The sequence below is a fragment of the Psychromicrobium ferritrahens genome (assembly GCF_043789415.1).
Lineage (GTDB): Bacteria > Actinomycetota > Actinomycetes > Actinomycetales > Micrococcaceae > Renibacterium.
This window is the reverse complement of sequence record NZ_JBDLLW010000001.1, coordinates 966,513-991,947: the sequence shown is the minus strand read 5'-3', so window position 1 is coordinate 991,947 and position 25,435 is coordinate 966,513. Positions and strand designations below refer to the sequence as shown.

The following is a 25,435-nucleotide window of genomic DNA, read 5'->3' as shown; positions in this document are numbered from 1 at the left end:
GTCTAAATCAGCGATGAGCATATGACGCGCACGGTTACGCGGCCCAGCTTGCAAATAAGAATCATTTTCATATACCTTGATGGTCATGCATCTTTCTCTTGTCGCTTCGCTCGATCCGCAGTGCAGGCAATATGGCGCGGAGCTCTTGGCCGGGACTCACCCCGGTTCCGTCGTCGTGGTGCACGATCTGCTGGACGGCGGCATTGTGCTGCGCCGAATCTATCGGCGTGGCGACCTCGCCGAACGGTCCAGCACTCAGCTGGAACACGGATGCCTTTCCTGCACTGTGCGACTGGACATTGTGCCGACTGTCGCCCGGCTGATCCACGAGGGCGTCAACCACGCCGTGCTGGCGCTGCCACCGGGCGTTGAGCCCGATCTTGTGGTGGAAGCGCTCTTCGCCGGTTTGGATGAAGAATTCAGCATCGATAACGCGGTGCTTTCAATAGATCCCACGGAGCTGGAAGACCAGTTGTGGGATCGTCGGCGGCTGACCGAACTCGGTATGACCAGCTATCCTCGTGATTCGCGCACTCCGGGCGAATTCGTCGTCTCCGCGCTGGCGCAATCAGACACCGTAGTGCCCACGGTCTCGCTCGCCAACTCGCTCAATGTGGGCTTGGCGGGCAGCGATTCACCGAGCGATTCCTCGACCGAAGCGATTCGGTCAGAAATCCGCAGCGGAGTGGAATTGCTCCGTGAGCTGGCGCCGCATGCCGCCCTGGCGCGAAACAGCTCGGAAGTCCGGCCGGGTTGCTTCGACCTGGATGAAGTCATGTCCAGGCAATCACCGGGAGAAGTGCGGGTCGCCGAGGGGGTGGCTAGGGGAAGTTTCCGGACCGTGCGTCACGAGCTTGAACGGCCTTTGCATCCGGACCGGTTCCGGCTCGCGCTCCCCGAACTAGCTGCTGGGAGCTGTTGGATTCGAGGTCGGTTATGGATCGCCTCGACTCCCACGCAACGCATTGCAATGCGTGGCATCGGGCCTCGGCTATGGCTCGAAAACACCGGTGAATGGCTGCCCACTCTCGAGCAGCCAGGCAGCGTCGTCGCTTTGACCGGGAGGAAAGACGAACTGGTTGATCGGGAGATTTTCCAGCTCCTCGAAGAAGCCCAGATCACTGCAGCCGAAGCCCGGAGAAATCCGGAATATTTCAATGACCCCTTTGGTTTGAACGTCAGTCAATAAGGAGCAGAAGCCATGAAAGTCAGAAACTCATTACGTGCCCTGAAGAAAATTCCGGGTGCTCAGATCGTCCGGCGCCGGGGGCGCACCTTCGTGATCAATAAGAACAACCCGAGGATGAAAGCGCGCCAAGGCTAACTGTCTGTCCCCGCTGCGGTGGCACTCCGAATGGGCATACTGCACAATAGCAGTGTGCCCATTCTGAATAAAGACATGACCTTGTGTATCTCGCTCGCCGCCAGGCCCAGCAATATCGGTACCAGATTCCACAATTACCTCTACGAGCAGCTTGGGCTGAACTACGTCTACAAGGCCTTCGCGCCGGTGGATCTCGCCGATGCGGTGCGCGGGATCCGTGGCCTGGGCATTCGCGGAGCCGCGGTATCGATGCCGTATAAAGAGGCGGTGATCCCGATGCTCGATAAACTCGATGCTTCGGCCGCGGCCATCGACTCGGTGAACACCATTGTCAACGACGACGGTGTGCTGACCGCCTACAACACCGACTATCTGGCGATCGAAAGACTGTTGAAAGAACACCGAGTGCCGGTTTCTTCCACAGTGCTGCTGCAAGGGTCCGGCGGAATGGCCAAAGCTGTCGCCGCAGCTCTGCGGGACGCCGGGTTCCGTTCGGTGACCGTACTGGCCCGCAATGAGACGACTGGCAAGGCACTCGCCGGGCTCTACGACTTCGACTGGGTCCCTGAGGTGGGCGAGCTGTCCGCTGAGCTGCTGATCAATGTCACTCCCTTGGGCATGCAAGGAGCGGACGCCGAGGTGCTGGCTTTCCCGCAGCGGGCGATCGAGGCAGCGCGGATCGTTTTCGACGTCGTCGCCCTGCCCGCTGAGACCCCGCTGATCAAGGCCGCCAGAGCGGCTGAGAAACACGTGATCTCGGGTGCGGAAGTGATAGCCATCCAAGCCGAGGAGCAATTCGTGCTCTACACCGGAGTCCGGCCGAGCCCCGAGCAGGTGCGGGAAGCCTCGGAGTTCTCCAGGGCGTAGTTGGCGTTCTGTGCGCTGAATCTAGTGCATAGGTTTCAGCGCCAGGCTTCAGCCTGAGACGGCTTCAACCACCGCGGCAACCCGGTCCTGGCCGATACGAGTCAGCACCAAGGTCGCCGTCGTCGAGCCTCTGGCCTTTTTAGGGCTGGAGCCCAGCAGCTGTTTGCGGAGCTCTTCAGGAGTTACAGCGGTACCGCGTTTTTTGATCTCCAAGCTGCCGATATTGTTCTCCCGTACCCAGCTCCGCAAACCCTTCACGTTGTACGGCAGGACCTCAAGAACCCTATAGGCGCGGGCGAAAGGGGTCTCGATCAGCTCGGGAGAGCAAAGGTAAGCGATCTGCGGGTCGATCAGATGTGCCCCCAGGTGGTTCGCCAGATCAGCTACCAGTCCAGCGCGGATCACCGCGCTGTCCGGTTCGTAGAGGTAGCCCTCCAGGGGGCCGATGGCCGCTTGCTGCTCCGCGGGCAGATAATCCACCGGGCTGCTCAGCTCCGCTGCGCCGTCTGGCCCGAGCAGCAGTGCTGCACGCCGAATTCCCGGTCTGGCCAGTGAGTTGAACCAGAGCGTCACCTCGACCAGCTCTCCAGCGACTGAAACCCACTGTGCCTCACAGCCTCCTGGAATCGACTCGTGCGGGATCCCAGGGCCCAGTTTGACTCCCACCTGCAAGCCGCGGTTGGCGAGTTGCTCGACAAAGGACAGCGGTGGTGAAAAGGCTTCCGGATCGAAGATCCGGGTGCTGCCGGAACTAGAGGTCGCTCGCCGCGCCGGGTCCAGCCAGACGCCGTCGACGTCGTCCAGAGCTACTGTGCTGGCTTCGGCCTGGAGCACTTTGGCATCGGGAAAAGGCATCAGATTGATGGTGGCGCAGGCAGCGGTGATCTCATCTTGTTCCACTGCGGTGACCTTGAGGTCGAGGGTGCTGAAGGCGAGCGAATCGGCACCCAGCCCGCAGCCCAGATCAGCGATGCTCTTCACCCCTGCTTGGGCGAATCGCTGGGCGTGCAATACCGCGACTTGCAGACGGGTGGCCTGCTCCAAACCGGTCTGGGTGAAGAGCATCTGCTGTGCGAATTCACCGAACTTGGCTGTGGCTTTGGTTCGTAGCCGGGACTGGGTAAGCACTGCCGAGGTCAGTTCCGCGGAGTGGCCGGCCTTACGCAGTTTCTCGGCTAGGGCCAGCGAGTCTTTTTCGGAGTATGGGCCGATGCTGGCCAATAAGTCCCAGCCCTCGGGGGTGAGCAAAGGGGAGATTGAGTCATCGGCCATGATGCTAAGCGTATCGCCCAGGTTCCCTATCCAGCTGTCCCACTGAATGTTGCAGATGAGGCGTAAGTAAACTTAAACAGTCCCCATCCTGCACTTTGTTAACACTCGGTGGGATAGCTGGCTGAGGTGTGGGGGATGGCTGAGGTGTAGGGGAGCTAATCGGCTTTGCCGTTCCGTGGGAGTTCGCTCTGAGCGGTAAAGATGACAGAAATTAGCACTCGCCTTGACCGAGTGCTAATCGGCTCATAGAGTCAGTATTAGCACTCTTACTACTAGGGTGCTAAGCCATCACGGCCTCAGCAGTTGCATATACCGGCACCGCGACGACGGTAACTGCAACATCTTGTCGAGTTGCCGTGGCCTTAAAAACCGCAGAGTTTACTGAGAAGGAGAGGTCCGAGTGTCGGTCTCTATTAAGCCTCTTGAGGATCGTATTGTTGTCCGCCAGCTGGAAGCCGAGCAGACCACTGCTTCGGGTCTGGTGATCCCGGATACCGCTAAAGAAAAGCCGCAGGAAGGCGAAGTTGTCGCTGTCGGCCCAGGCCGTGTCGATGACAACGGCAACCGCGTTCCGATCGATGTCGCCGTGGGCGACGTCGTGATCTATTCCAAGTACGGCGGCACCGAGGTCAAGACCGGCGGCGATGAGCTGCTCGTGCTCTCGGCCCGTGACGTCCTGGCCATCGTCGTCAAGTAGCAATTCCACGGCCGGTCTGTGGCTCGCAGAACCTGTGAACCACAGCCGAAGCTGAGTGGACCCTCTTCAGATGCCCCGGTCCACCGAGTCCGGGGCATCTGTCAGATAAGGACAAAGACTTATGGCTAAACAGATTGAATTCAATGACGCCGCCCGGCGTTCCCTGGAGGCGGGCGTTGACCGCCTGGCCAACGCTGTCAAGGTGACCCTTGGTCCGCGCGGCCGCAATGTCGTGCTCGCCAAGCAGTGGGGTGCCCCCACTATCACCAACGACGGCGTGACCATCGCTCGCGAGGTCGAGCTGGACGATCCCTACGAGAACCTCGGCGCGCAGCTGGCCAAGGAAGTCGCCACCAAGACCAACGACGTCGCCGGTGACGGTACCACCACGGCCACCGTGCTGGCTCAGGCCCTGGTCAAGGAAGGCCTGCGGAACGTAGCGGCTGGTGCAGCTCCGGGTGCGCTCAAGCACGGCATCGAGGTCTCGGTCGAGGCGATTGCGGCCCGTCTGCTGGAGAACGCCCGCGAGGTCTCCGGTGGCCAGGTGGCCAGCGTCGCCTCGATCTCCGCGCAGAGCACCGAGATCGGTGAACTGCTCGCTGAGGCTTTCGACAAGGTCGGCAAGGACGGTGTGATCACTATCGAGGAATCCTCCTCGATGCAGACCGAGCTGGTGCTCACCGAAGGCATGCAGTTCGACAAGGGCTACTTGTCACCGCATTTCGTCACCGATCACGAGCGCCAGGAAGCTGTTCTGGAAGACGCCTTGATCCTGATCAACCAGGGCAAGATCTCCTCGATCCAGGAGTTCCTGCCCTTGCTGGAGAAGGTGCTGAAGGCTTCCAAGCCGCTCTTCATCATCGCTGAAGACGTCGACGGCGAAGCGCTGTCCACGCTGATCGTGAACAAGCTGCGCGGCACCTTGAACGTGGTTGCCGTGAAGGCTCCCGGTTTCGGTGACCGCCGGAAGGCCATGCTGCAGGACATCGCGATCCTGACCGGTGGCCAGATCGTCTCCCCGGAGATCGGTCTCTCGCTCGATCAGGTCGGCCTGGAGGTGCTCGGTACCGCTCGTCGGATCACCGTCACCAAGGACAATACCACGATTGTCGACGGTGCTGGCACCGAGCAGGACGTGGCGGATCGGATCGCGCAGCTGCGCGCCGAACTGGACCGCACCGATTCGGACTGGGATAAAGAGAAGCTGCAGGAACGCCTGGCGAAGCTCGCCGGCGGCATCGGCGTGATCAAGGTCGGCGCAGCCACCGAGGTCGAGCTGAAGGAGAAGAAGCACCGCATTGAAGATGCTGTTTCCTCCACTCGTGCAGCCCTTGAAGAAGGCATTGTGGCCGGTGGTGGCTCCGCTCTGGTGCAGGCTGCCAAGGCTCTCGATGAGAGCGCCGAGGTCAAGGCCCTGGAAGGCGACGCCGCGACGTCGGTCGGCCTGGTGCGCCGCGCTCTGGCGCAGCCGCTGCGCTGGATCGCGGAGAACGCCGGACACGATGGCTATGTGGTGATCGACAAGGTCAGCCAGCTGCCCGACGGCCACGGTTTCAATGCCGCGACCGGCGAGTACGGTGACTTGATCGCCCAAGGTGTTATCGATCCGGTCAAGGTGACTCGTTCGGCGCTGCGCAATGCGGCCTCGATCGCGGCCCTGGTGCTGACCACAGAAGCCCTGGTAGTGGAGAAGCCCGAAGAGGATGAAGATTCTCATGCGGGGCACAACCACTAATTAGCTCAGCTTCAAGTGATGGCGAGTGCGGACCTCCGCACTCGCCATCCACTTTTAACCCTCCTTCTTTACCCAAGTTTTACCCAGTTATCCCATTGAGTGTTGCTGGTGTGGCCAATGTGACTGATCCCGGTGAACTTTCATAACTTTGGCAACATTCACTGGGATAGCTGGGCGCGGGGGTTGGAGGATCTGGGCTTGAGTTATGTGGAATAGCTGAGGCTTCGGATTCGTTTAGAATGTAATCAAGCACAGGCCAGGCCCGTAATCACGTGCCGGTCATCGGTTGCAGGCAGACATCCTTTACCCGTATTTCGCCGATACCAGCATTAGGTGACCATGACTCAGAATGAACCCAACGATCCGTTTTCACTGATCGGCTTGACCTACGACGACGTGCTGCTCCTCCCGGGGCACACCGACGTCATCCCCTCGGAGGCAGACACCTCTTCTCAGCTTTCTAAGCGCATCTCGGTGCAGACCCCTTTGCTCTCCGCCGCGATGGACACCGTCACGGAATCCAGAATGGCCATCGCGATGGCTCGTCAGGGCGGACTGGGAGTGGTGCACCGGAATCTCTCCATCGACGATCAGGCCGAACAGGTCGATCGGGTGAAGCGCAGCGAATCCGGGATGATCACCAACCCGGTGACCATCGGTCCGGAGGCAACTCTGGCGGAGCTGGATGAGCTCTGCGGGCGCTACCGGGTCTCCGGCCTGCCAGTGGTGGATGAGTCCGGTCATCTGCTCGGCATCGTGACGAATCGGGATACCCGCTTCGTGCTCGAATCCGACTTCCCGCACCGGCTGGTCCATCAGGTGATGACCAAGATGCCGCTGATCACCGGAAAGGTCGGGATCAGCCGGGAAGACGCCTCGGACCTGCTGGCTAAGAACAAGATCGAAAAGCTCCCCTTGGTGGATGACGAAGGACGTTTGCGCGGACTCATCACGGTCAAGGACTTCACCAAAGCTGAGCAGTACCCGCTGGCCACCAAGGACGACGAAGGTCGCCTTCGGGTGGGCGCCGCGATCGGTTTCTTCGGCGACGGCTGGGAACGCGCCATGCGGCTGGTGGACGCCGGAGTTGACGCCTTATTCGTGGACACCGCGAACGGTCACTCCCAGGGCGTGCTGGACATGATCGCCCGGCTCAAAGCCGATCCGGTAGCCGCTCATGTGGACATCATCGGCGGCCAGGCCGCCACCCGCGAGGGCGCTCAGGCGCTGATTGACGCCGGTGCCGATGGCATCAAGGTCGGCGTCGGCCCGGGTTCGATCTGCACCACGCGCGTGGTAGCCGGCGTCGGAGTTCCCCAGGTCACCGCGATCTACGAGTCGGCGAAAGCGGCTGGACCGGCGGGGGTTCCCCTGATCGCCGACGGCGGCCTGCAGTACTCGGGCGACATCGGCAAAGCGCTGGTCGCCGGGGCGGATACCGTGATGCTCGGTTCACTGCTGGCGGGCACCGAAGAGGCACCCGGTGAGCTGATCTTCGTCAACGGCAAGCAGTTCAAGTCCTACCGCGGAATGGGTTCGCTCGGCGCGATGCAGAGCCGCGGCAAGAACACCTCCTACTCCAAGGACCGTTACTTCCAAGCCGACGTCTCCGGTGACGACAAGCTGATTCCCGAGGGAATCGAGGGGCGAGTGGCCTACCGCGGTCCGCTTTCCTCGGTGGCTTACCAGCTTTCCGGCGGGCTGCGACAGACCATGTTCTACACCGGGGCGCGGACCATTCCGGAGCTGAAGGCCAAAGGCAAGTTCGTTCGGATCACAGCGGCGGGATTGAAAGAGTCTCACCCGCACGATATTCAGATGACGGTCGAAGCGCCCAACTACGGAGAACGCTAGCGGACGCCTGCTTGCCCCAACCTCATTCTTCGGTCGGGGACCCCTGGCGGGCGTCCTTATTCCCGCAGAGGTTTGATGCTCGGTCTCGGGTTTGGCGTGATTAGCCCTGCCCACTGAATGCGGGGTTCGGTGGGGTAAACCGTCCCTGCCCAGTGAATCCATTGATTCAATGGGCGTGGGTAGCGGGGCGATCGGCGAGCCCTTCCGTGGTGGGGCTGACAACAGTACTCCGTCGTAACTCCCACCCGCTAACGAACCCCCGCTTCCCCCAACCTCGTGCCTCGGTCGGGGACCCCTGGCGGGCGTTCTTATTCCCGCAAGGGTTTGCTGCTGAGGGAAGCCACACCCGCTAAGCTGGAGTGGTGACTTACGAGATTGAGATCGGCCGTGGCAAGCGGGGGCGCAGAGCGTACTCCTTGGACGAGATAGCTATTGTTCCCTCCCGGCGGACCCGCGACCCTGAAGCGGTGTCGATTTCCTGGCAGATCGACGCCTACCAGTTCGAGACGCCGGTGATCGGCGCCCCGATGGACTCGGTGATGTCCCCGGCGTCGGCAATCGCACTCGGGAAGCTCGGCGGCCTGGGAGTGCTCGATCTGGAAGGGCTCTGGACTCGTTACGAGAACCCCCAAGCGGTACTGGACGAGATCTCCCAACTCAAGGGAACCGCCGACAGCCCAGCCGCGACCCGACGGCTTCAGGAGCTCTACGAAGCTCCCGTTCAGGCCGAGCTGATCACCTCGCGGCTCGCTGAAATTCGTGCTGCCGGGGTCACCGTCGCCGGTGCTCTCACCCCGCAGCGCACCCAGGAGTTCTACAAGACAGTGCTCGCGGCCGGCGTCGACATCTTCGTGATCAGGGGGACCACGGTGTCCGCCGAGCACGTCTCCAAGGACCGTGAGCCGCTCAACCTCAAGCAGTTCATCTATGAACTCGATGTGCCGGTGATCGTCGGCGGTGCCGCGGGTTACACCCCTGCGCTGCACTTGATGCGTACCGGTGCCGCCGGGGTATTGGTCGGATTCGGTGGCGGCGCGAGTTCCACTACCCGGCGGGCCCTGGGCATTCACTCGCCGATGGCCAGTGCGATCTCCGATATCGCTACCGCACGCCGGGACTACATGGATGAATCTGGCGGACGCTACGTCCATGTGATCGCCGACGGCGGGATGGGTACCAGCGGCGACATTATCAAGGCGATCGCGATGGGAGCCGACGCCGTGATGCTCGGCACCGTGCTGGCGCGCGCCGAGGAAGCTCCCGGTAAAGGCTGGCACTGGGGAGCCGAATCCCATCATTCTGAGCTTCCCCGAGGGGACCGGGTCGAACTGGCAACCGTTGGGCCGCTTCAGGAAGTGCTCTTCGGGCCGGCGCACCACGCTGACGGCACGTCCAATGTGATGGGCGCCCTGCGGCGTTCGATGGCGACCACCGGTTACTCCGATTTGAAGGAGTTCCAGCGCGTCGAGGTCGTCGTCTCGCCGTACTGAGCCGCCCACCGTGCTACTCACTGTGTGATTGAAGATTTCGAGCTGAGGCGTCATCCATCAGGTCGGGAAGAACTATTGTTGAGTTATCGGCTATCTGAGGAGGCTCCTGTGCCAACACCACGAACTCGAACCACGGCGTCCAACCCTGCTAAAAGCAGCGCTGACGCTTCGAAAGCTGGAGTGAATACAGCCGGGAGCCTGAGTCCGGAGTTCCGCCAAACCTCCTTGGACGCATTGGCCGGGACGATGCAGCCCGGGCAGGAACTCGATGTGCTGATCGTCGGCGGCGGGGTGGTGGGTGCAGGTTCGGCGCTCGACGCCGTGACCCGGGGCCTCAAGGTCGGCATCGTCGAGATGAACGACTGGGCTTCCGGCACCTCGAGTCGTTCCTCGAAGCTGATTCACGGTGGACTCCGCTACCTGGAGATGCTGGATTTCGCCCTGGTTCAGGAAGCTCTGCAAGAGCGCGGACTGCTCATTCAGCGCATCGCCCCGCACTTGGTCCGTCCGGTGCCCTTCCTCTACCCGCTGACCAAGCGCTTCGTTGAACGCCCCTATGTCGGTGCCGGTATCATGCTCTATGACACCCTGGGCCTGACCAGTGGAAACTCCCGTGGCGTACCCTTCCACAAGCATCTGACTAAACGCGGCACACTGCGCGCGGCGCCCAGCCTCAAAGACGATGCGATGATCGGTTCGATCCGCTATTACGACGCGCAAGTCGATGACGCGCGATTGGTCACCGACGTCGTGCGCACCGCAGTCTCCTACGGGGCCTATGCGGCCAATGGGGTGAAGGTGGTCAACTTCCTGCGCGAAGGCGAACGGGTGGTCGGTGCCCGAGTCCGCAATCAGCTCGACGGCAGCGAATTCGACATTCGGGCCAAGCAGGTGGTGAACGCCACCGGCGTCTGGACCGATGAGACCCAAGCCCTGGTCACTGACCGTGGCCAGCTCAAAGTCCGCGCTTCCAAGGGCATCCACTTGGTGGTGCCGCGGGATCGATTCCAGTCCACCGTTGGGCTGATTCTGCGCACCGAGAAGTCAGTGCTCTTCGTGATCCCCTGGGGCAGGCACTGGATCATCGGCACCACGGACACCGATTGGAAGCTGGACAAGGCCCACCCGGCGGCGTCCGCAGCCGATATCGACTATGTGCTGGAACACGTCAATAAGGTGCTCAAACGGCCACTCACCCGAGAGGACGTCGAGGGCGTTTACGCAGGATTGCGTCCCTTGCTGGCCGGAGAGAACGATTCGACGGCGAAGCTCTCCCGCGAGCACGTGGTGGCCCATCCGGTGCCAGGCCTGGTCGTGGTGGCCGGCGGCAAGTACACCACGTATCGAGTGATGGCCAAGGACGCCGTCGACGAAGCGACCAGAACACTCGACGAACGAGTGCCGGAGAGCTGCACCGAGACCATCCCGCTGCTCGGAGCGGTGGGCTATAAAGCCGCCTGGAACCGGCGTAATCGCACCGCCGAGGAAACCGGGGTGCACGCGGCTCGGATCGAGCATTTACTGGGCCGTTACGGTTCGCTGACCTCCGAGGTGCTCAAGCTCATCGAAACGGATCCTTCGCTCGCAGAACCACTGCCCGGCGCCGATGACTATCTGCGCGCAGAGGTGGTTTACGCCGTCTCGCAGGAAGGCGCTTTGCACGTCAATGACGTACTGACCCGGCGGACCAGGATCTCGATTGAATCCTGGGATCGCGGAGTGGCTGCGGCCCCCGTGGTGGGCGAGCTGATGGCCCCGATCCTGGGTTGGAGCAAGGCCGAGCAGGAGAGCGAAGTCAAGCACTACCTGGCCCGGGTGGAAGCCGAGCGGCTGAGCCAAGAGCAGCCCGATGACGCTTCCGCCGACGCCGTCAGGCTCGGTGTGGAGGATATCTCGGACGGGGCTGCAACGCGCTGATGGCAGATATTGAGGAGGACTGGGAACGTTACGATGCCCAGCTGACCACCCCGGATCTGGTGATCCTGGAAATGGTCGCCGATTCCCGTCAGGATGCATCCGCTCAACTTGCCGAGCGGATGCACGCTACTGGACGGGTCTCGAATCTGCCCGCGTTCCTTGAGCAGATCAATTCCCGTGAGCACCAGCTCGCCACCGGGCTGCCGGGCGGCATTGGCTTGCCTCACGCCCGCAGCGAGTTCGTGCAGCAGACCACAGTGGCGGTCGGCATTACCAAATATGGCCATGCCCTGGACTTCGGTGCCGCGGATGGCCCGGCCAATGTGATCCTGCTGATCGGCACTCCGGCGGCGTCCTTCTCTCAGCACCTATCGGTGCTGGCTGTTTTGGCGCGCGCCCTCTCCAAGGAGAACTTCCGCGAGTCGCTGCGCCGAGCTCACGACGCCGAAGTGATTTCAGAACTGATCAACTCCACCCCGGTGTTCTCCGAGCACTAGCTCGTTTAGCAAAGGTGTTCAGCGGGCGTTTAGGGTTGTTCCGAGATCAGGACGGCGCGGGTGTCCGGCTCAAGAGCGCTAAAAATATGCGCCAGATCGCCAGGGTAGCTGAGGTAATCGCCTGGAAATAACTCCACCGGGTTATCGACCGGCCCAACCATGGCCCTGCCACTGCTGAGAATAACGTGTTCCACGACGCCGGCGTTATGCGGCTCGGATTGCCGGTCCTTACCGGGTTGGGCGAGTAGCTGATAAATATCTCGGCGGGTATTGGGTGGGCTGGACGATAGTACGGTGGCTAAATAGTTGGCCTTTTCCGAGCTGACCACAGCGCCTTCACCGGCGCGAATCAGCCGAATCTGCGGTCGGGGCGAGTCGATCATATCGGCGAAGGTGATGCCTAGGGCGACGCTGAGCGCCCAGAGCGTCTCAACGCTCGGATTGCCCTGACCGGACTCGAGTTGGGAGAGCGTCGATTTGGAGATTTTTGCTCGCCTAGCCAATTCGGTCAAGGAAATATTGGCACGATGCCGTTCGCGTTGCAGGCTATTGGCAATCATGGCCAGCAACTGCGCGCTCTGTGGCTCAGCCATTGATCTGCAGTCCTCTCCAGCGTTCGATATAGAAGTCGATCGTTCTGTTTGACGAACATTACGATATGTTCCATTATATTAGACATGCGTTCGATAAGACGAACCCTCGGTTCAATCTGGCAGAACTACCAACAACACCGCAGTCTGGTGCGGGATATCGCTTTGGTGTGCCTGGCTGACACTTTAGTGGGAGCTTCTTTCGGTGCGATTGCGGTGAGTTCGGGACTTCCTTTCTGGCTACCCATATTGCTCTCAGTGGTGGTTTTCGCCGGAGCATCGCAGTTTATTTTCATCGCTCTGGTGGCCTCGGGTGGTAACCCTTTTGCGGCTCTGCTGGCCGGCGTCTTGGTCAATCTTCGACATATTCCGCTGGGCTTGGCGGTGGCCGATGTACTGGGCGAGAAGCGATCTCACCAGCTCTGGGGAGCCTATCTGATGGCGGATGAGACGGTAGCTTTTAGCATGGCGCAAAATACTCTGCAGCGCCGACGGGTGGCTTATTGGACCTGCGGCATTGGGCTCTTCCTGTGCTGGAATCTGGGTACTTTGCTGGGTGTCTATGCTGGCGGATTCATCAGCGATACTTCGGTCTTCGGCCTCGATGCGGCGTTCCCAGCGGTGCTTTTAGCGTTGCTCTTGCCCTCGCTCAAGGATTCTGCGCTGTTGCGGGCCGCCCTGCTGGGTGGTTTGATTGCTGTGTTGAGCGCGCCAGTCTTGCCCGTGGGGTTGCCGGTTTTGCTCGGATTAGCCGGAATGTTTACCGCCTGGCCGCGCAAAGAAACACCGAATACAACGACGCAATCCAGTGAGGGTCGTAATGGCGAAGCGGGGTTGCTGCCATGATCGGTCTGGTTTTGGCAACCGTGTTCTTGGGCCTTGCCACCTTTGCCTTCCGCTTCGGCGGGGTGGCGCTGCGCCAACGAATGAAGCTTTCGGCACGAGTTGAACGCTTGATGACCGTCGCCGTCGTGGTGCTCTTTGGCGGTCTGGTGCTCACAAGTGCGTTTGTAGAGGGGCATGGCTTTGCCGGTTTTGCCCGCCCTGCGGGTGTGTTGCTGGCTGGTATTTTAGCCTGGCGTAAGGCACCCTTCGTGTTGGTGGTGCTGGCCGCTGCGCTGACTGCGGCTGGGCTTCGACTGCTCGGGGTGCCCTGATCCCGATGGAGTCCGTGAGCTGACTACTCAGTCCGCCAGGAGTTCCACAGCGCGGCGTAAGAGCCGTTCAGCGCCAGCAGTTCGTCGTGCGAGCCGAGTTCGGTGATCCTGCCGCCTTCCACCACCGCGACCCGGTCGGCGTCGTGCGCGGTGTGCAACCGGTGCGCGATCGCCACGACGGTGCGTCCGCTGAGCACCGCGTTCAACGAACGCTCCAGATCGCGGGCCGCTTGCGGGTCGATCAAGGAGGTCGCCTCGTCTAGTACCAGGGTGTGCGGATCGGCGAGCACCAGTCTGGCCAAGGCGATTTCCTGGGCTTGCGCGGGAGTCAGCGCGAAAGCTCCGGAGCCCACCTCGGTCTCCAATCCTTCGGGTAAACCTCGTGCCCATTCCAAGGCTCCGACGTCGGCCAGTGCGGCCTCAACCTCGGCGAGTGTTGCATCCGCTCGGCCGAGTCGCACATTGTCCGTCACCGAGCCGACGAAGACGTGATGCTCCTGGGTGACCAGCACCACCTCGGTGCGCAGCTGATCGAGGGGCCGGTCCACTAAGGGAACGCCGCCGACGGTGACGCTGCCCGCGGTGGGCGGATGGATCCCGGCGATCAGCCTGCCCAGAGTGGATTTACCCGCGCCGGAGGGGCCGACCACGGCGAGTCGCTCGCCGCGGCGCAAGCTCAGATCCACGCCGTGTAGCACATCATGGCCGGCGCGGTAGGCGTAGCGCGCCCCGGAGACCACGATATCGTCGTTCTCCGGCACCGCGTCCGTGGTGGTCCTATCCGGTGGAACCTCTTTGATGCCGGTGATCCGGGCTAACGAAGCGGTGCCGACCTGAAGCTCATCGAGCCACATGATCAGGGTGTTCACCGGATCCACCATCTGCACCGCATAGAGTGCGACGGCGGCCACCACTCCGGCGCTGACGATTCCCTGCGAGGCGAGCCAGCCGCCCCAGACCAGGACCACGGCGACGGGCAGCCAGAAGGCGAATTCGGTGATCGGGAAAAGCCAGCTACGCAGCCACAGAGTGTAGCGCTCCGCGTTGAAGGCCCCTTTCAGTCCGGCATTGATCTTCGTGCGCCGCTGCTCGCCCAGACCCAGCGCATCGACCGTGAACGCGCCTTCCACGCTCTCCGAGATGGCTCCGTTGATCGTGGAATAGGCTTCCCGCTCGGAGGCATAGCCGACCGCTGATCTCTTCAGATACCAGCGGGTGACCGGGATCAGCAAGGGCAGCCCGACGAGCAGCGAGAGTGCTGCAATGGGCGAAACCACCACGGCCGCCACCAGGGTGAGCAGCAGGGTCACTGCCCCGACCAGGATCTGCGGCACCGCGAAGCGCACCGCGAAGGACACCGCCTCCACATCGTTGGTGGTGCGGGAGACCAGATCGCCGGTACCTGCTTTCTCCACGGTGGACAGCGGAAGTGAGGTGACCTGCTCCATGAACTCCTCACGCAGCTGCGCGAAGACCTTCTCGCCTTGAATCATGCTCGCGGTGACCGCAAATCTCTGCAGTACCGCTTGCAGCAGGACGAAGATCAGCAAGAGGACACCGATCAGCACCACATGCTCCATCGTGGTGCCCGCACTGATGTCGTCGATCAGGATCCGCAGCAGAGCCGGGCCCGCCAAACCGGCCACCGCGGCCAGCACGAAGAGCGTGACCATCTTCACCAGGGCGATCCGGTGCTGCTTGAGTAACCGCCTGGCTTCCGCCCGCACCTGCGTCTGGTTCGAGATGGGCAGCTTGGAATCACCCAGGCTGCTCGAATCCTGCAGTGGGGCGTTCTCGGCATTGAGCTGATCGACGTCGTCCACAGAATCGAGCCGATCTGTCATATTGTTATTCACCACGGATCACCACCCCTCGGTATTCAGCTAGCTGCAGCAGTTCGCGATGCGTTCCCCGAGCCGAGATCTTCCCGTCGACCATGAAGAGCACTTCATCGGCGACCCCGAGTAGCAACGGGCTGGCTGTAACCAGCAGTGTGGTCTTCCCGGCGCGAGCCTGGTGCAGATTGGCGGCGATACGGGCTTCGGTATGGGCATCCACCGCACTGGTCGGTTCCACGAGCAGCAAGGTCTCAGCATCGCTGAGCAAGGCCCGGCAGAGCGCCAGCCGCTGCCGCTGACCGCCGGAGAAACCACGGCCGCGTTCGGTGACCTGATGATCCAGGCCCTCGGGCAGGCCATCCAGAATATCCAGCGAACTGGTGTTCTCCAGAGTTCCTAGGATCCGCTGGTCGGAGTTCTTCGCCGCCGGGTCGAGCAACTCGCGCAGTGAGCCGGAGAACAACTGAGGGTCAGCTTCGCTCAGCACAATCCGCCTACGCAGCTCGGCCAATCGGATCTCACGGGTGTCAGTGCTGCCCCAGAACACCGGGTGCTCGGTGAGCACGGCGTCGTCGAAACGCCCCAATCGTTCGGCTAGCTCGGCTGAGGCTGCGGGAAGCTGGCTGACCAGGGCGGTCAGCCGCCCGGGGTGAAGCGTCGCTCCGCTCGCGCTGTCTCTGAGCACGGTGGGCTCCGAGGGGGCAGCCGTAATTCCGACGTCGTGGAAGGCCGGGGGAGTGGAGAGCACCGCGATGGTCTTGCGTGCACCGACGTAGCCGCGAATCGCGGCTGAGACCATCTCGGAGAGAATCCGGACCGGGGTCACTAAGAACACCGCGAAGCCGTAGAGCGAGATCAGCTCGCCAGTGCTGATCTCTCCGCGGAGCGCCATAGCGGCACCCAGCCAGGTGAAGAGCACGCTGAAACCGCCGGTGACCAGCAGCTGGGTGCCTTCCAGGGTGGCCACCGAACGAGCTACCTTGTTCCCGCTAAACCGGGTCTGCTGGGAGCGCTCACGATAGCGGGAGACGAAGATATGCTCACCGCCGATACCGCGTAGTACCCGCAGGCCGGCCACGGTATCCGCGCCGACCGCGGTCATCTTGCCCGCCATCTCGCGCTGCTCCCGCTGGCGGGCCTGGAGCGGGCGGATGATGAACAGCAAGAGCGCACAGCAGACCGGCACACCCAGCAGTACGGTGAGCCCGAGCCCCCAGGAGATCTGCCAGATCAGCAGGGAGACTAGCAGATAGGAGAGCAGTGCTCCGGAGAGCCTGGCGGTCAGATCGTAGATCTGGCCGATTCGGGTGGCATCTGAAGCCGCGGTATTAACCAGCTCTCCGGTGGAAATCGCCCGGGGCAGCGCAGCCCCGGTTCGGCTGATCTTATGCCCGATCAGCTGCACCGAACGGAAAGAGGCCTGCAACCAATTGGAGACCGCGATCCGGTGCCGCAGCACCGCGAAAACGGCCTGTAGGGCACCCAGTAGCACGATACCTGCGGCGCAGAGCAGCAGGGTGTTCCAGTTCCTCTCGTTGATGCCGTAGTCGATGGCCCAGCCGAGCACCAAGGGCATCAGGGCCTGAGCGAGCAGCCAGAGCGATCCGAAGAGCACACCGGCGGCCAGACTCGGGAGTTGTTGCAGCCCCAGCCAGGCTAAATAACGGACCGGAGAACGGACTTCCGTCGGATCCGCCATTGGATAGGGGTAGCTGCGCACAAAGATCAAGCCTAGTCTTCTGGGTGAGGAAAAGGGAGGCTCTCAGCCGCTCCGTTCGTTTTTCCATAGCCTGACGACGTACCGTTAAGAGGTGCTCAAAACAGCCCTGAAGCCCCGATGGATGGCCGCCCTGCTCTTGGCGCTCGTGGTATCCACGGTTTTCGTGCTGCTGAGTCAATGGCAATTTTCCCGGTCAACACAGAGCTCCGAGCCGCCCGCGGTGGCCACTGAGGAACTGAAACCTTTGCTTTCGGTGTTCGCCCCGGGGCAGCAGATGCCCGCCAGCGTGGCGGATCGCTTGGTGAGCCTGAACGGCCACTTCGATGCCTCCAAACAGGTTCTGGTCAAGAACCGCTTGCAGGACGGCGTCAGCGGGTACTGGGTGGTGACGGCTTTCGTGGTCGACGGCGCCCCGGTGCTCAAAGCTGGAGCGAGCGAATCCACGACCGTCATCCCGGTGGCCCGGGGCTGGCTGGCCGACCCCGGTCAGCTCGACAGCCCGCCCGTCGGGCAGCTCAAGCTGACCGGCAGATTGCTGCCTCCCGAGGCTCCCGTGCTGGACAAGGAACTCGCCGCCGGGCAGGTAGCTGCGCTGTCGACCGCCGAGTTGATCAACCTCTGGCAGGTCAATAGCTACTCCGGCTTCATCGTCTCCTTCACCGAGATCGGTCCGCAAGGAGACCTCGGTGCGCACGCGGTCGCCGGTGATCTCAAAGGGATCTCGGTGGGCCCGCAGCCCGTGGAACAGCCGGTCAACTGGCTCAATATCTTCTACGCCGTCGAGTGGGTAGTTTTCGCAGGCTTCTCCATCTTCATGTGGTGGCGCTTGGTCGCTGATGACTATCGCCGGGCCACTGAACCCGAGTTCTATGACGAAGAAACAGACGAAGAAACAACAGCGGAAGCAGAAGAGGTAAAACAGTGAGTTCAAGCAGTGCCGGAAAGCGGCGATTCGGCGGCACTGTCGCCCAGATTCGCTCCGCCCTGGGCTTCTACAAGGTCTTCGCCTACACCACTGGCGTGCTTTTGCTGCTGCTGACCGCCGAGTTGGTGATCCGTTACGGGTTCCAATCAGTGCTCATGGTGGGCGGCACCGATGCCACAACGGGCGCTTCCCATGGCTTCGGCTTCGCCTCGGTGGCTCAGGACGGCTCTTTTTCGGTGACCGGCGGTTTCAACCTCTCCACTGCAGTGCTGATCGTGCACGGCTGGATGTACGTCGTCTACCTGATTTCTGATTTCCGACTGTGGTCTCTGATGCGCTGGCCTTTCGGTAAGTTCATCCTGATCGCCCTGGGCGGGGTGGTGCCGTTCCTCTCCTTCTTCGTGGAGCGAGGGATCCACACGCAGACCCTGGCTGAGCTGGAAGCCAATCCGCAAGCCACTAAACGCTACTGATAAACGCTACCGAGTTCCGAGACGTTGCGAATTGCTTGCCGCGCCACGGGCTACTTAGCGCGACAGAGCCAGGATCTCAGCTCCCTCGCGGCGATCGCCGGCGTGCTCGGGCTCTCCCTCGACGCGGTGTCGGCTGAGATCAACCAGCTCGGATTCCGCCATGCCGGATCACGGTGCAGCTGAACGTCTGGCCTCCCAGTCTCCTAGCCTTGAGGTGGTTTCAAGCCCGCAACGGTGTTGCGAGCACCCGGGACCGAGGGCAGTGCTCGGTCAATCTTTGAGGGGATGGCTAGCGATCTAGATATCCAGCTATCTAGATTTGGGTAAGATTGACTGGTGACTACGACTCCGGCGACCGCCTCGCCCGCAGAGCCCCAGACCGCACACCGCCCCGTTCTTGTGGTGGATTATGGTGCACAATATGCTCAGCTGATCGCCCGTAGAGTGCGTGAAGCCAAGGTGTACTCCGAAATCGTGCCGCACACCCTGAGCACCGAAGCGCTGCTGGCCAAGAATCCGGCCGCGATCATTCTCTCCGGTGGGCCTTCGAGCGTCTATGCCGAAGGTGCTCCGTCAGTGGGAGCCGACCTCTTCGAAGCGGGTGTCCCGGTCTTCGGTATCTGTTACGGATTCCAAGCGATGGCCCGCGCGCTGGGGGGAACCGTGGCGCAGACCGGACTGCGCGAATACGGTGCCACCGATGCCACCAGCACCGGAGCGAGCCGTTCCATTTTGAGCGACATCCCGGAGCAGCAGAACGTCTGGATGAGCCACGGAGATTCGGTGCAGCAGGCTCCCGAAGGCTTTGAAGTGCTCGCCAGCACCGCGGGAGCCCCGGTCGCCGCTTTCGCGAATTCCGAGAAATGTCTCTTCGGGGTGCAGTGGCATCCTGAAGTCAAGCACTCGGCCTTCGGTCAGAAGGTCTTGGAGAACTTCCTGTTCAACGAGGCCAAGCTCGAGCCGAACTGGACCACGGGCAACGTCATCGAGGAGCAGGTCGCCCGGATCCAGCAGCAAGTCGGCAATGGCAAGGTGATCTGCGGACTCTCCGGCGGCGTCGACTCAGCGGTAGCCGCAGCCTTGGTGCAGCGCGCCGTGGGTGATCAGTTGACGTGCGTCTTCGTTGACCACGGCTTGCTCCGCGAGGGCGAAGCGGAACAGGTAGAGCGGGACTTCGTCGCCGCGACCGGCGTCAAACTCTATGTCGCCCGCGAAGCAGAGCGTTTCTTGGGAGCGCTGGAAGGGGTCTCCGACCCGGAGACCAAGCGCAAGATCATCGGTCGTGAGTTCATCCGAGCCTTCGAAGAGGCCGAAAAGGTGCTCATCGAACAAGCTGGCAGCGAAGGCGAGCAGATCAAATTCCTGGTGCAGGGCACGCTTTACCCCGACGTCGTGGAGTCGGGCGGCGGCGAAGGCGCTGCCAATATCAAGAGCCATCACAATGTGGGAGGCCTGCCGGAAGACCTGCAATTCGAACTGGTTGAGCCGCTGCGGGCGCTCTTCAAGGACGAGGTCCGTGCGGTGGGCGCTCAGCTCGGCCTCCCCGCGGAAATCGTCGGACGGCAGCCCTTCCCCGGCCCAGGTCTCGGCATCCGGATCGTCGGAGAGATCACCGCTGAACGGCTCGAACTGCTCAGAAAAGCCGATGCCATCGCCCGCGCCGAGCTCACCGCAGCCGGACTGGACAGCGAGGTGTGGCAGATGCCGGTTGTGCTGCTGGCCGACGTCCGCAGCGTGGGAGTGCAAGGGGACGGGCGCACTTACGGGCATCCCATTGTGCTGCGTCCAGTGTCCAGCGAAGATGCGATGACCGCTGACTGGTCCAGGCTGCCCTACGATCTGCTGGCCCGGATCTCCAACCGGATCACCAATGAGGTGGACGGCGTCAACCGGGTGGTGCTGGACGTCACGAGCAAGCCGCCGGGAACCATTGAATGGGAGTGAGAATGGCTTTCCAGCCGTTCAGCGAAGTCATAGACAATGATTTTCGCCTCCTTCAGTGTGCCGCACCGGGTATCGTGAACTAAGCGAGATAGCCTCGAAAACATGGCGGTATGGTCGAGATTGCAGCGTTCCACGCGGCAGAGCCCTTCAACGAACGATGCCGTGCGCGCCGAGGTGCCTGAGACGACGAGGGATGCACAGCAAGAACCCACCGTGAGCGAGAGCAAGGCTGCCCGAAAGCCGGGCAAATCAGAGAGCGCGAAAAACAAGGCAGAAAAGAAGGCCAAAGTGTCCGAGAAAGCGAGTCAGCCCGAGAGCTCAGAGCAATTGAATGCCTGGCTCGACGGACTGCAGCCTTCTGCGGAGAGCAATACCCTGCTCGCCTTCAACCCCGCCGGAATCGGCGCCGTCGATTTGACCCATGCGCATCCCTCAGGCCTGGCTCAGTTGCTGGCTGGCCGCAAGACCAGGCTCTCCACCCTGATCCGAGAAACCGTCCAGCTCAACCGCGCGATGCAATCCACCAGGTTGTTGCGGGCCAAGATTCAGGAACTCAACTCGGATCGTGGTCTCGACGTCGGCTATCTGGCAGCGGGTACCGTCAGCTGGGGGACCTCCGCTGCGGGAACCCACCGGCAGCTCAGCGCTCCGGTGATGCTCAGTTCAATCGCGCTCAGCGCTCGTCCCGGGCAGGACGACTACGAGCTGCAGCTCACCGGCCAAGCCAAGCTCAACCCCGCCCTGGTCAGGGTGCTGCAAAGTCAGTACGGAATTTCCTTTGACCCGCAGGCCGTCGCCAGGCTGGCTTACAACACGGCGCGCTTTGAACCCGCGCCGGTGCTGGAACATCTCCGCGTGCTCACCACCACCATCCCCGGGGTGACAGTGGATCATCAGCTATTGGTTGGCAGTTTCGCCGATTTAGCAGAGAACCTGGCCGATCCTGCGCTCCGGGCTGCCGAGGGCCTGGTCGCTGAGCTCTGGAAAGCCGTGGAGAGCGATCTTCCAGTGGAGGCTCCGGAGCCGGTGGACCCGCAGCGCTTCGAGCCCTTGGATGAACGAGATCCGCGCCAGGAATTCCTGGTGCTCGACGCCGACGCCGAGCAGCAGTTGGTTCTTGACGCCATTCGGGCCGGGGAATCCCTTGTGGTCGCTGCGCCGCCCGGAACCGGCCAGACGCAGACCGCCATGAACGCCATTGCCACCCTGGTCTATGACGGAAAGAACGTGCTGGTGGTGAGCGAACGCCGTGCCGCGCTCAACGAATTGGCGCAGCGCTTCGCGGGCCTGTCGCTGGATAGCATGTTGCTGCAGTTGAGCGCCCAGACCGGGGCACATCAACTGAAAGCTCAATTGGTGCGCGCCATTGTGCGTAATGAGAAGTCGGCTGAGCCGCGACTGGAGAACCTGCACTCCACGTTGACCACACACCGTCATCAGCTGCTCGACCATGTGGCTTCCTTGCATAATGTGCGTCAGCGCTGGGGATGCTCGCCGTATCAAGCCATGCAATCACTCGCCGAGCTGACCTCTATTCATCCGGCTCCGGCCACCACAGTGCGGCTCAAACGCAGTGTGCTGGATGCCATCAAGGATCGCGCAGAACTAGGCGGTCGCCTACGCCGGGCTGCTGAACTGGGCAGTTTCAGCAAATCCTCAACGGACAGCGCCTGGTACGGAGCGCGGCTGGTGACCCGCAAAGAAACCGAAGAAGCCCATGCGCTCGCGGTCTCATTGCTCAAAGATGTACCCGCTTTCGCGCAGAAGATGGATGAAGTCGCCGAATACGCCCAGATCACCCACGGCAGCAGCTTCGCGCAGTGGGGCGAGCAGCTGAATCTGCTGGTCGCCGTCCGGGAAAGCCTGGACAAATTCATGCCCGACATCTTCGATCGCCCGGTGACGGATCTGATTTCGGCCACTGCCACCGCGACCTGGCGGCGGGATCGTGATCTCGAGATGCCTTCGATGCAGCGTTCTCGGTTGCGCAGAGTGGCCAAAGAGTATGTTCGACCAGGGGTGCATATCGATGATCTGCATACTTCCTTGTTGTTGGTGCAGGAACAACGAGAAAAGTGGGCGGAGGTCACCACGAGTCAGCGGCACCCAGCGGTTCCCTCGGGGCTCGCTGAGCTGCGGAACCGCTACCAGGAACTGATGGCTGAATTGCTCAAGCTGGATGCGGTTCTAGAACGTACCGCGCAGGGCGGGGCATTGGAAACCACTGATCACCGTGAACTGGTGGCACGATTGGCCGCTCTGGCCGATGATCGGCAGACTCTGGAGAATTTACCTGAGCGAACCCTGCTGGAAGAGAACATGCGGGAACACGGGCTGGGTGATTTGCTGGACGATCTGGCGGCCCGTGAAGTAGCCCCTGCACAGACTCGGGCGGAACTGGAACTCGCCTGGTGGCAATCCGCGCTTGAAGCGATGATCAGCGGCGATGATTACCTGGCGATGTCCGACGGCGAGAGCCTGCGAAAACTCGAAGCTGAATATCGGCTGGCAGATCAAGCGCATATCGTCTCCGGGGCGTCGCGGTTGCGTTGGAAACTCGCTTCGAAGTGGCGTGAAGCGGTTTCCTCGCCCAATCGCTCCAGCGAATTCTTGAAGAATATGCTCAAGGACGGTCGGATCAGCCTCGATCTGTTGAGCACCCACGCCATTGACCTACTGGATCTGCTGGTGCCGGTCTGGACGGCCAGCCCGCATATCGCACCCACGGCACTGCCTGAGCAGATGCGTTTCGACACCGTGGTGCTGCTGGACGCTGAGTCGATTTCCTTGCAGGCTGCGCTGCCCGCGATCGCCCGGGCTAAGCAGGTGGTGGCCTTCGGCGACGATAATCTGCCAGCTCCGGTGCCGTTCACGGTTGCCGTGAGCGAAGTCGCCGAGGGGGAGGGGAAAGCGGATTCTCCAGAACTGAGTGCCTTTGCCGCCTTGCGTAAGATCAGGCCGACGCTGCACCTGAAACGTAATTACCGCAGCATCGATGAAGAGTTGAGCCGTCAGCTGAGCCAGGACTTCTACGAAGGGGCGCTGCAGTTCCTGCCCGATGGCAAGGCGGTTACCGGCCTGGATCGGGCGGTTCAGGTGGAGTATCTCGCCGACGGCACTGGGCTGCCGGGCAGCGATGGATCTGGAGTCGAGTCCGTGGCGGCCGAGGTGAATCGCGTGGTCGATCTGGTGTTCGAGAGCGCTCGGACGCACCCGAGGTCCTCGCTCGCGGTGATCACTGCGAGCGCGCGTCACGCTGCACGAGTGGCTGAGGCGATCCGGATCAATGTGGCCAATCATCCCGAACTTCAAGACTTCTTCAGTGCTGGTACCGAGCCTTTCAGGGTGGCGCACCTTGACCGCGCCGCTGGACTGAGCCGAGATCGGATTATTTTCTCCCTGGGCTTCGGCAGAACGCCACACGGGCGGGCTTTGCATCATTTCGGCTCGCTTTCGGCAAGCGGTGGGCGGGGCAAGTTTGCGCTCGCAATGACTCGGGCCAGGGAGCAGTTGATCGTTCTGAGTTGCTTCAGGCCCGAAGACCTGGACACCGGCAAGCTCAATCATGGTGCTCAAGACTTTTATCAGCTGCTGGAGCGAGAGCTCGGGGGCAAGGCGTCCCTGCACAACCCGGTCTCTCGTGGTGCAGCCGCCGAACGGACCCTCGAAGAGGATCCCTTGGTAGCGGATCTGGCGGATCGCCTGCGGGCCCGGGATGCCCGGGTCTGGTACAACTATGACGGCGTGATAGATATCGTCGCGGCTGCTGACCCCTTGCGTTATCTCGGCTTGCCCGATGAGGAGATTCCGACTCCGGTGGCGGTGGAATCAGACGGCTCTGCCAGCTACCGGCGGATGAGCGTTCGGGAGCGCAGCAGGCTGCGCCCGCAACTCTTGGAACGACGTGGCTGGCGGTATATGCCGTTGTGGACCATTGAGGTATTTACTGACCCTTCCAGTTGCGCTGATCGAATCGGCGGTTATCTCGGTTTGGAGCCCTCGTTGAGCACCGGAGACTTTCCTTCCCTGCACGGTAAAACCGGAGAGACCCTCGGACCCTCGTCCTCGGATCCCTTCGCACCGGAGATCTCAGTCACCGCGGGCCCGGAACAGCCGCTCAGTTCTGCGGACGCCGGAAAAGGCGCCAAGACCGCAGCCAAAGCAGTGGTCACCCCGAGTACTCCGGTGATTCCGCTGCGAGCGGCAGAGGACGAGCCGCAGAGCTGGGGAGACCGAGAAAACTCTGATCATGACGCTTGGCTTCGCGAACAGAAACCTCCCCACTGGGGCTAGGCTGTGCGGAGCTCAGCGGAGCACTCTAGCCGGTGACCAGAACCAGGGAGACCTTGCCGCGGCTGGCGGCAGTGGCAAGGGCTGTGCTTTGCTGGGCTGTCGCGCTGACTAGTACCAGGCCGTCGGTGGAATCGTCCTTATTCGTTAAAAGAGTCGACGGGGCATCAGCCTTGGCTGGAATCCAGAGCACTGGAATCGCTTGGGCCAGCAACTGGCCGCGCTGGTAGCCGCCGCTCGCGTCTTGAGGGCTCAGCAGCACATTGACGAGTTGGCCCGGTGCCAACCAGCGGGTCGTCGAAGGATCCGAGACGCGCAGTGGAACGGCCACATTACCCGGTGGGGCGCCGACTAAGAGCTTTTCCCCCACTAGTGAGGCATCGGTGAGAACCTGACCCCGTCTGACCGGGGCAGTCAGCTGACCACCACTAGCTTGTTCCACCCGGTTGAACGCCGAATCCGGCACCGCCTCAGGAGGTAGCCTGACTTCTGTGAGTTGCTCCGATTTCAGTACTGTTCCGCTGGGCAGATCCTGGTTCACCGTCAGAACCAGTTCGGTGAGCGGACTGACCGGGGTGAGTTCGCTCACCGCGATCGCCGCGGCCGTGCAGAAAAGCAATGCCGAGATGAGTCGGCGTCGTCTGCGGAGTAGACGAAGTGTTTTGATCAGCAAAGGCAGTGCAGCAGGGCGACTGAATTTCATCTGCTGAGATTAGATCGAGAGCTAGCGCCGAATCAGCTAAAAAGGCAATTCGAACCTGGATGTGCAGAAATCATGCACAGAGATATTGAGTTTCACTCCGCGGTGCAGGACGATTCATTCCGCCATGGGGAATGGTGCCGCG

General features: G+C 61.8%; 20 protein-coding genes. 15 read left to right on the top strand and 5 right to left on the bottom strand.

Translation table 11 applies throughout. The annotated features are described in order from the left end of the window. Window positions 1-85: 85 nt before the first annotated feature. Genes ABDK06_RS04570 through ABDK06_RS04560 form a run of 3 tightly spaced genes read left to right on the top strand, consistent with a single transcriptional unit; the run spans window position 86 to window position 2,191 of the window. Window positions 86-1,189 carry a GTP-binding protein gene (locus ABDK06_RS04570; protein ID WP_394939369.1) on the top strand — a complete coding sequence of 368 codons (1,104 nt, stop codon included), beginning with the start codon at window positions 86-88 and terminating at the stop codon, window positions 1,187-1,189. 12 nt (window positions 1,190-1,201) lie between these two features. Further along, the gene (gene ykgO, locus ABDK06_RS04565; RefSeq protein WP_011775528.1) at window positions 1,202-1,324 is read left to right on the top strand and encodes a type B 50S ribosomal protein L36; all 123 of its coding nucleotides are present in this window, start codon (window positions 1,202-1,204) and stop codon (window positions 1,322-1,324) included. 54 nt (window positions 1,325-1,378) lie between these two features. Next, the gene (locus ABDK06_RS04560; RefSeq protein WP_394939365.1) at window positions 1,379-2,191 is read left to right on the top strand and encodes a shikimate 5-dehydrogenase; all 813 of its coding nucleotides are present in this window, start codon (window positions 1,379-1,381) and stop codon (window positions 2,189-2,191) included. 48 nt (window positions 2,192-2,239) lie between these two features. Here the strand turns inward: ABDK06_RS04560 and ABDK06_RS04555 are convergent, their stop codons facing one another. Then, a complete protein-coding gene (locus ABDK06_RS04555) occupies window positions 2,240-3,463 on the bottom strand; it encodes a THUMP-like domain-containing protein (protein ID WP_394939363.1) in 1,224 nt (407 codons plus the stop codon). 400 nt (window positions 3,464-3,863) lie between these two features. On the opposite strand from ABDK06_RS04555, the gene groES reads away from it, so the two are divergent. From groES to ABDK06_RS04525, 6 genes are all read left to right on the top strand, one after another. After that, window positions 3,864-4,160, top strand: coding sequence for a co-chaperone GroES (groES, locus tag ABDK06_RS04550; RefSeq protein WP_394939361.1), 297 nt, complete (start codon window positions 3,864-3,866; stop codon window positions 4,158-4,160). A 121-nt stretch (window positions 4,161-4,281) separates the two neighbouring features. Continuing rightward, entirely contained in the window at window positions 4,282-5,895 is a 1,614-nt protein-coding gene (gene groL / locus ABDK06_RS04545) for a chaperonin GroEL (protein WP_394939359.1), read from the top strand. A 339-nt stretch (window positions 5,896-6,234) separates the two neighbouring features. Continuing rightward, entirely contained in the window at window positions 6,235-7,749 is a 1,515-nt protein-coding gene (gene guaB / locus ABDK06_RS04540) for an IMP dehydrogenase (RefSeq protein WP_394939357.1), read from the top strand. Between the two features lie 362 nt (window positions 7,750-8,111). Then, window positions 8,112-9,239, top strand: coding sequence for a GuaB3 family IMP dehydrogenase-related protein (locus tag ABDK06_RS04535; RefSeq protein WP_394939354.1), 1,128 nt, complete (start codon window positions 8,112-8,114; stop codon window positions 9,237-9,239). 198 nt (window positions 9,240-9,437) lie between these two features. Beyond that, window positions 9,438-11,156 (top strand): glycerol-3-phosphate dehydrogenase/oxidase, encoded by a 1,719-nt coding sequence (locus ABDK06_RS04530; protein WP_394940797.1) that lies wholly within the window; start codon window positions 9,438-9,440, stop codon window positions 11,154-11,156. Further along, window positions 11,156-11,653: a PTS sugar transporter subunit IIA gene (locus tag ABDK06_RS04525; protein ID WP_394939352.1), complete on the top strand. Its 498-nt coding sequence runs from the start codon at window positions 11,156-11,158 to the stop codon at window positions 11,651-11,653. The genes ABDK06_RS04530 and ABDK06_RS04525 overlap by 1 nt, the downstream gene beginning before the upstream one ends. Window positions 11,654-11,682: 29 nt before the next feature. Here ABDK06_RS04525 and ABDK06_RS04520 read toward each other — a convergent pair whose 3' ends face one another. Further along, window positions 11,683-12,246: a helix-turn-helix domain-containing protein gene (locus tag ABDK06_RS04520; protein ID WP_394939350.1), complete on the bottom strand. Its 564-nt coding sequence runs from the start codon at window positions 12,244-12,246 to the stop codon at window positions 11,683-11,685. 84 nt (window positions 12,247-12,330) lie between these two features. On the opposite strand from ABDK06_RS04520, the gene ABDK06_RS04515 reads away from it, so the two are divergent. Next, on the top strand, window positions 12,331-13,089 hold the full coding sequence (locus ABDK06_RS04515) for an AzlC family ABC transporter permease (protein WP_394939348.1): 759 nt from the start codon (window positions 12,331-12,333) through the stop codon (window positions 13,087-13,089). Further along, a complete protein-coding gene (locus ABDK06_RS04510; RefSeq protein WP_394939346.1) occupies window positions 13,086-13,400 on the top strand; it encodes an AzlD domain-containing protein in 315 nt (104 codons plus the stop codon). The genes ABDK06_RS04515 and ABDK06_RS04510 overlap by 4 nt, the downstream gene beginning before the upstream one ends. A 23-nt stretch (window positions 13,401-13,423) precedes the next feature. On the opposite strand, the gene ABDK06_RS04505 is transcribed toward ABDK06_RS04510, so the two are convergent. Together ABDK06_RS04505 and ABDK06_RS04500 are read right to left on the bottom strand one after the other, a co-directional pair. Then, window positions 13,424-15,244, bottom strand: coding sequence for an ABC transporter ATP-binding protein (locus tag ABDK06_RS04505; RefSeq protein WP_394939344.1), 1,821 nt, complete (start codon window positions 15,242-15,244; stop codon window positions 13,424-13,426). A gap of 4 nt (window positions 15,245-15,248) precedes the next feature. Further along, complete coding sequence (locus tag ABDK06_RS04500) at window positions 15,249-16,937, bottom strand: ABC transporter transmembrane domain-containing protein (RefSeq protein ID WP_394939342.1); 1,689 nt, start codon at window positions 16,935-16,937, stop codon at window positions 15,249-15,251. 112 nt (window positions 16,938-17,049) lie between these two features. Between ABDK06_RS04500 and ABDK06_RS04495 the strand changes: the two genes are divergently transcribed. The 4 genes from ABDK06_RS04495 (at window position 17,050) to ABDK06_RS04480 (ending at window position 24,593) form a co-directional block, all read left to right on the top strand. Beyond that, window positions 17,050-17,883, top strand: a complete 834-nt coding sequence (locus ABDK06_RS04495) for an SURF1 family protein (protein WP_394939340.1) — start codon at window positions 17,050-17,052, stop codon at window positions 17,881-17,883. Further along, window positions 17,880-18,356: a DUF3817 domain-containing protein gene (locus tag ABDK06_RS04490; RefSeq protein ID WP_394939338.1), complete on the top strand. Its 477-nt coding sequence runs from the start codon at window positions 17,880-17,882 to the stop codon at window positions 18,354-18,356. Before ABDK06_RS04495 ends, ABDK06_RS04490 begins: the two co-directional genes overlap by 4 nt. 336 nt (window positions 18,357-18,692) lie before the next feature. Then, window positions 18,693-20,300 (top strand): glutamine-hydrolyzing GMP synthase, encoded by a 1,608-nt coding sequence (gene guaA / locus ABDK06_RS04485; protein WP_394939336.1) that lies wholly within the window; start codon window positions 18,693-18,695, stop codon window positions 20,298-20,300. A 102-nt stretch (window positions 20,301-20,402) separates the two neighbouring features. Beyond that, on the top strand, window positions 20,403-24,593 hold the full coding sequence (locus ABDK06_RS04480; protein ID WP_394939334.1) for a DUF4011 domain-containing protein: 4,191 nt from the start codon (window positions 20,403-20,405) through the stop codon (window positions 24,591-24,593). Window positions 24,594-24,618: 25 nt separating this feature from the next. Here ABDK06_RS04480 and ABDK06_RS04475 read toward each other — a convergent pair whose 3' ends face one another. Continuing rightward, the gene (locus tag ABDK06_RS04475; protein WP_394939332.1) at window positions 24,619-25,293 is read right to left on the bottom strand and encodes an RcpC/CpaB family pilus assembly protein; all 675 of its coding nucleotides are present in this window, start codon (window positions 25,291-25,293) and stop codon (window positions 24,619-24,621) included. Between the last annotated feature and the right edge of the window lie 142 nt (window positions 25,294-25,435).